Raw genomic sequence first — 6,155 nt, forward strand, 5'->3', positions numbered from 1 at the left:
CACCCATTGGTGCGTGTTCGCATGCTTGGGGCTCCGGTCTAGGCTGCTGGCCTAACCACTCCATCGAGCGGACACCCTCCGGCAAGCTGCGCTTGCCTACGGTCGCCGCTCATGTCGAACGTTGGGCCCCATGGCTGGGTGAGGCTCGTGGTGCTTGAAGAGGGAACGGTTGTCGCACATGGAGCCGTCGAGTGCGTCTGCGCCGAGCGTGGCACGCGTGCGTGAGGCCACCGAGGGCTGCCCGTCCTGCGGCGGTCAGCTCACCGGTGGTGGTGTTCGCCGCAGCGGTGCTTGCAGCGCAAGGGCGGTTCAAGCAAAGTCGAGGCTCAGTGCAAGGCTCAGGGGAGAGGTCAATGCAGCAGCGCTGCACAGTGAAGGCCCTGCGCGGTAGCGCAGCGCCAAGCTCAGGTAGTGGAGGCATCGGCCTGTCGGCCCATGCCGCCAGCGCCGTTGCTGCTGCCCGCAGTGCACAGCGCGCTGTCGCGGGCCTGTGGCCCAACCCCTCCATCGAGCGGACACACAACGGCGGGGCGCAGCGGCGCGCTTCGGAGGCGCTCGTTGCGCCGTTGTGTGCCGCTCATGTCGAACGTTAGCCCTCATATGGAGGACTCACATGCCCAGTTGGCACTTGGCAAATGCCGATGAAATTGCCAGTCAACACAAGTACACGTTCTACAAGCCTAGCCGCGAAGTCATTGGACGAGTGGCACCAGGCGAAGTGGTCAAGTTGATTTTTCAGTTCGAGAGCGACGATCCCGAGGCACCTAGCGCCGAGCGCATGTGGGTACTTGTAGATGAAGCGCATGACGGCACCCACTTTAAGGGCAGACTGAACAACGAACCACGGCATATACAAGACCTCAAGCTCGACGATCTGATCGAATTTGAGTCTTGCCACATCATCAACACAGAGCACGATGACAACGACAATATCGTCGAGCGCTACATCAAGCGGTGCTTCGTCACCAAGCGTGTCTTGAACGAAGGCTACAAGGTCGGCTATCTCTACCGCGAGGAGCCGGACGAGGAGAAGGACAGCGGTTGGAGAATCACATCCAATACGGAGACCGACGAATACATGGATGACTCCGACAACGTGGCCTATGTCTCTCTCGGTGCAGTCCTGAGCAAGGATGACTCGTTTGTTGCCCTTCTCGAGTTGCCGGTCGGCTCGGCCTTCATCCGCGACAACTCCACGGGAGAGTTCATTGCCACATCGCTTGAGGGCTAACCCCTCCGTCAAGGGGACGTCTTGCGGCAAGCCGCAAGCCGCCCCTTACGTCGAACGTTAGGTGCGGCCATGAGGAGCCAGCCTTTCACGCATCGCGCCAGCGGCCCGTTGTGCCTGGTCTCCGGTAGTTGGTCGGCTTGCTCGTCACCCGTCGCCGCTGATGGCTCTTTGGCTTGCTGCAGCATCATCGGTGGCACGTTGGGCCGGCCGAGGGGGCTCCATCCTCTCGCGGTGCGTCTTGCTGGCGTGCGTACTCGTCGCCTCCGGTCAAGGTCGGAGCGAGTTGAGACCGCAGTCCTTTCACGGTTGGTGCGTCAGAGTTGCCGCTCAAATGCAAAAGGTCAGTGCGCCGTCCGCCCACGACATCGTCTGAGCGTGAGAATCCAGGGTCAAATGCAGCAGGTCAAAGCCTTGTTCACTGGCGTCGCAGACTCACCGGAGTCGCGGCTGGGCAGCTTCTTGCCGTCCTGCAGCCGCTGGTGCACTTGCGTTGCACCTAACCCCTCCGTCAAGGGGACGCCCACAAGCGGGCTTCGCCCACTTGCGGTCGCCCCTTACGTCGAACGTTAGGAGGCACATTCACTTGCGCCAAGCCTCTGAAGTCGATCTCCCCTTCCGCGTCGGCGCGGCGCTTCTGGCCACGGCCGCCGGTGCAACAATTGGCTTCCTGGTTGGTCTTCTGTTCCTCTACGCCGGGTGGTCCCAGTCAATCGGTCGTCCCGTAGCCGGCGGGGCCGTTGCCGGCGCGCTATCGGGGGCACTCCTGCCGGTTGGTGCCATGGACTTCGTTGAGGGAACGGTTCATTTCTTCATTGGCTTCTTCGTTACCACCGCAGCAGTGGCAGTCGAAGATATTCCTTCCGGGCTCTTTCACGGTTCGGCCGAGCGTCCCAAATGGCTTCGTTGGGTGTTCGTCTTTGGGGTTCTCTTTGCGCTATTCCTATGGGTAATTTCTCATCTGTAGCTTTGCCCCGCAGCCAGCCTCCTAACCCCTCCGTCAAGGGGACGTCCCGCAAGCGGGCCGCCCCTTACGTCGAACGTTAGGTGCGGCCATGAGGAGCCAGCCTTTCACACATCGCGCCAGCGGCCCGTTGTGCCTGGTCTCCGGTAGTTGGTCGGCTTGCTCATCACCCGTGGCCGCTGATGGCTCTTTGGCTTGCAGCAGCATCATCGGTAGCGCGATAGGCCAGCCGAGGGGGCTCCATCCTCTCGCGGCGCGTCCTGCTGGCGTGCGCACTCGTCGCCTCCGGTCAAGGTCGGAGCGAGTTGAGACCGCAGTCCTTTCACGGTTGGTGCGTCAGAGTTGCCGCTCAAATGCAAAAGGTCAGCACGCCGTCCGCCCACGCCATCGCCTGAGCGTGAGAATCCAGGGTCAAATGCAGCAGGTCAAAGCCTTGTTCACTGGCATCGCAGGTTCGCCGGGTTCGCGTTTGGGCAGCTTCTTGCCGTCCTGCAGCCGCTGGTGCACTTGCGTTGCACCTAACCCCTTCGTCAAGGGGACGTCTTGCGGCAAGCCGCAAGCCGCCCCTTACGTCGAACGTTAGGCGCTTTGATGAGCCACGAGTCAGAGAACCCTGTGCCGAGCTGGTGGCCGGTGGGCAAGTACGTCGGAGTCGCATTGGTAGTGGCCGCCTTCGCGTTCTCAGGAGAGCGCGCGGGAGCGAGAGCCATCGGCTTGTTCGTCATGGTTCAGGCCTTTGTTCTCTTGTCGGCCAAGCGCATCCCGTATGGCTGGGAAGGTCAAGAGCCCTCTGGCTATATCACCGGCCCACTCGTTCAGGTTCTCGCTTTCCTCTTGGGTGGGCTTGGTGCGGCGTTTGTTGCCAGGCCAGAGTTCATGCTCAACCTCTTCGGGTTCACTGAATGACTCCGGGTCAAGGTATGCGTCGCTTAGCCAGCAATTCCAGCCAAGTCAGCGTCTTTGGCTTGCCATTGCGCGAAGCGCCTAACCCCTCCATCGAGCGGACCCACAACGGCGGGCCACGCTCTGCGGCCTTGCCAACACCGAGCACGCCGTTGCGGTCCGCTCATGTCGAACGTTAGGTGCCTCGAGTGCGAACCGCTTTCACCCTAGTTGCTCTGACTTTGTCTTGCCCAGTGTTGGCGCAGAGCTGCGACCAAGAGCCGTTCAAGTCGGTACGAGATGCACTCTTCAGCGGCAGGGAACCTGAGCCCCGTCTAAGTTCCTGCGCGCCCATGCAAGGCGACCCGCGAACAGGCGTAGCCGTCTTTGCCTTCGAAACATCTCGTTCGACCGAGGATGTCAAGACATACGACGTCGAACTCATCCTTGCAGATCTCCGATCGAACAGGCTCAAGGCGCGGCTGTCGCTCAAAGACGTGTGGGAAAGCGACGCCTACAAGATCGACTCAGCGGAGATCTCCAAGGTGAACTACCAAGTCCGCCATAAAGCCACTGTCTTCGGCCTAGCTGAGTCTTGGAGCGGTTCATCGAGCGTCTCTTTCTACAACATCAGGAAACTCAGTCTCTTTACCCAACGTGGCGCAACAATCGTCCCGCTGCTTACCGAGCTTGTTACCGAGATTTATCAAGGAGAGGGCTGTGATGTGCATACAACCCGAGACCTCGAAGTTCAGCCTTCACAAGCCAAAGGCTATGCCCCCATACGCGTGTCGGAGCGCCAGATCGGCATTGCGCGTGAAAACATGACCTGTCCGCCGGTAAGCTCGGAACGGTCCGAAGTCCTCAGGTATCGGAATGGAAGGTACTTCGTGCCGGAACACCTCAAACCATTTGGGCAGGCTCAATGAAGTCACCTAACCTCTCCATCGAGCGGACGCCCTCCGGCAAGCTGCGCTTGCCTACGGTCGCCGCTCATGTCGAACGTTATGCGCCAGCGCGTGGTCCTCGTGAATAGAAGGTCTGGCTTGGCAGCGCTTGTGGTTCGCAATTGCTGCTGGCCCGCCGCGCGGTCACAGTCCGGTTCGGCTCGAAGCGTTGGCTGCTCGCGCGTGCGAAGCGCTGCTTCCTTTGTGCGCTCCAGCAGCAGCAAATCAATTCACGAAGCAGTCCGCCACGGTGGTTTGTTCGCTGTGCGTGGGGCGCTCAGGGCTCGCGGGTTGGGCACTGGCGCCTGCTGTTCGCATCGGAGCTCTCGTTCAAGGTCAGCCGGTCTTGCCGCGGCTCGCGCGCCTCGGGCTGGGCTTCGCATAACCTGTCAATCAAGCGGACAGCCTCCGGCTGCCGCTCATGTCGAACGTTATGCCCCATAAGAGCGCACCAATTTGGCGTCAGTTGAAGGCGTCCCGTCGGCGGCGGCGAAGCGCGCCGGCTCGGCTGCAGATCTACAACCCGCTCAAGCGACGGCGTGCATACTGGAACGCCCTCGCGAAGTCCGAGTTAGCTCTGCTGATGCACGGCCTATCGGATTGGGAAGAACGTTCGAGAGGGGCAGTGAAAGCCCGCATCCGACGGAAGCGCGTAGAAGCCGTGGCGTTTTTTTGCAAGAAGTTCGGGGGACCCTCGTCCGACCGGTATTGGGTTGGCAAGCGAATGCACAAGAGCATTCGTCAACAGGGCCTCCACAATCCGAATAGTGAATGTGAGTGGGGAGTGCTGTGGCATGAGGCATAACCCCTCCATCGAGCGGACGTGCCACGGCGGGCTTCGCCCACCGTGTCCCGCCGCTCATGTCGAACGTTAGACCTCACAACACATGCACGTCGAGCCTCAATCACCTCGGTTCACCGTTGAGTCCACATCGGAGGGCCTATGCGCCGTTCTGCCAGCCCGTAGAAACTGGTTTGTCGTCCTCTTCCTTTGCGCGTGGCTGGTGGGCTGGGTGTTCGGCGAGGTCACGGCCATCCACCAGCTGCTATCTCCGTCCGAAAACTCGCCTCGGCTCTTCATGCTCGCGTGGCTTGTTGGGTGGACGCTCGGTGGTGCGTTTGCTCTGGCTGCTGTCTTGTGGCAGTTGGCAGGCAGGGAAGTCATCTCGGTGAGTGCTGCTACGCTGATGCATCGCGTAGAAGCTTTTGGCCTCGGTTGGTCCCGGGCCTACAAAGCAAGCGAAGTGAAGGCCCTGCGTGCCACCGAATACGCGTCGAACCCTTTCACAAGTCAGGCTGCATGGTTTCCCCCGGTCACTGGGTCAGGTTTTGGGCCGGTGGCGTTTGACTATGGGGCGCGCACGCTGAGGCTCGGAGCAGCCCTTGAGGAAGCAGAAGCAAAGTTGCTGGTGGAGAAGTTGGCCGCACGCCTGCCCAGGAGGCTCGGTGAGGTCTAACCCCTCCATCGAGCGGACAACCTCCGGCGCGCTTCGCACGCCTGCGGTTGCCGCTCATGTCGAACGTTAGACCTCCATGTCCCTCCAACTGAGATCCACGTCGCCGGGCGGGCGCTATCAAATCCTCGTCAATCAGTGGGAGGCCGGCAATTCACTCTGGGTCGAGAGTCCAGTCGTGTTCGACACGATCGCGAACGTATCTCTATTGGTCTTTGACAGTGATTTGTGGTCACTGGATCAGACCGAGTGGAAGTCTGAGACTCAAGTACGCCTTGTGTTGCGCAAGTATCCGGGCAATCATCTTCCGCCCCAAGTGGTTGCCGATCTTGACTGTCAACACAAGATGGCATTAGTTGAATCGGCCAGGCCAGTCACGTTTCAGGAACTTGAGGCAGCATTGGATAGCTTCCTCTCCTGGAGGTAGCTTCCCTGATGTAGCAGCCTTCGCTCATTGAGATCTGTTCATGAAAACGCCGTCTTGCTCTGCTATCCACCCGAGGTCTAACCCCTCCGTCAAGGGGACGTCCTGCGGCAAGCCGCAGGCCGCCCCTTACGTCGAACGTTAGGCCATATGAACGTGAGCGTGACCTACGACATCTGCCCCAAATGCCACACCAAGTTCGAGGTCCGTGGCAACCGCGCTCATCCAGCCGTCTTCTCTGAGCTTGTGTCGGGCA

6 protein-coding genes are annotated in these 6,155 nt (G+C 60.5%); all 6 read left to right on the forward strand.

All coding sequences use genetic code 11. The features are described from left to right. Nucleotides 1-613 precede the first annotated feature (613 nt). The 6 genes from E8D38_RS27040 to E8D38_RS27065 all read left to right on the forward strand — a co-directional run bounded on the left by E8D38_RS27040 (nt 614) and on the right by E8D38_RS27065 (nt 5,902). Complete coding sequence (locus E8D38_RS27040; RefSeq protein ID WP_140637383.1) at nt 614-1,231, forward strand: immunity protein Imm33 domain-containing protein; 618 nt, start codon at nt 614-616, stop codon at nt 1,229-1,231. 583 nt (nt 1,232-1,814) lie between these two features. Next, nucleotides 1,815-2,195 (forward strand): hypothetical protein, encoded by a 381-nt coding sequence (locus E8D38_RS27045; protein WP_181179520.1) that lies wholly within the window; start codon nt 1,815-1,817, stop codon nt 2,193-2,195. 588 nt (nt 2,196-2,783) lie between these two features. Beyond that, a complete protein-coding gene (locus E8D38_RS27050; RefSeq protein ID WP_140637385.1) occupies nt 2,784-3,098 on the forward strand; it encodes a hypothetical protein in 315 nt (104 codons plus the stop codon). A gap of 230 nt (nt 3,099-3,328) precedes the next feature. Then, entirely contained in the window at nt 3,329-4,003 is a 675-nt protein-coding gene (locus E8D38_RS27055; protein ID WP_484209572.1) for a PA3715 family protein, read from the forward strand. 1,031 nt (nt 4,004-5,034) lie between these two features. Next, entirely contained in the window at nt 5,035-5,478 is a 444-nt protein-coding gene (locus E8D38_RS27060; protein WP_181179523.1) for a hypothetical protein, read from the forward strand. A 76-nt stretch (nt 5,479-5,554) separates the two neighbouring features. Continuing rightward, complete coding sequence (locus E8D38_RS27065) at nt 5,555-5,902, forward strand: hypothetical protein (protein WP_140637388.1); 348 nt, start codon at nt 5,555-5,557, stop codon at nt 5,900-5,902. Nucleotides 5,903-6,155: the final 253 nt, after the last annotated feature.

This window comes from Methylibium rhizosphaerae, assembly GCF_006386545.1.
GTDB classification, from domain to species: Bacteria; Pseudomonadota; Gammaproteobacteria; order Burkholderiales; family Burkholderiaceae_C; genus Pseudorivibacter; species Pseudorivibacter rhizosphaerae.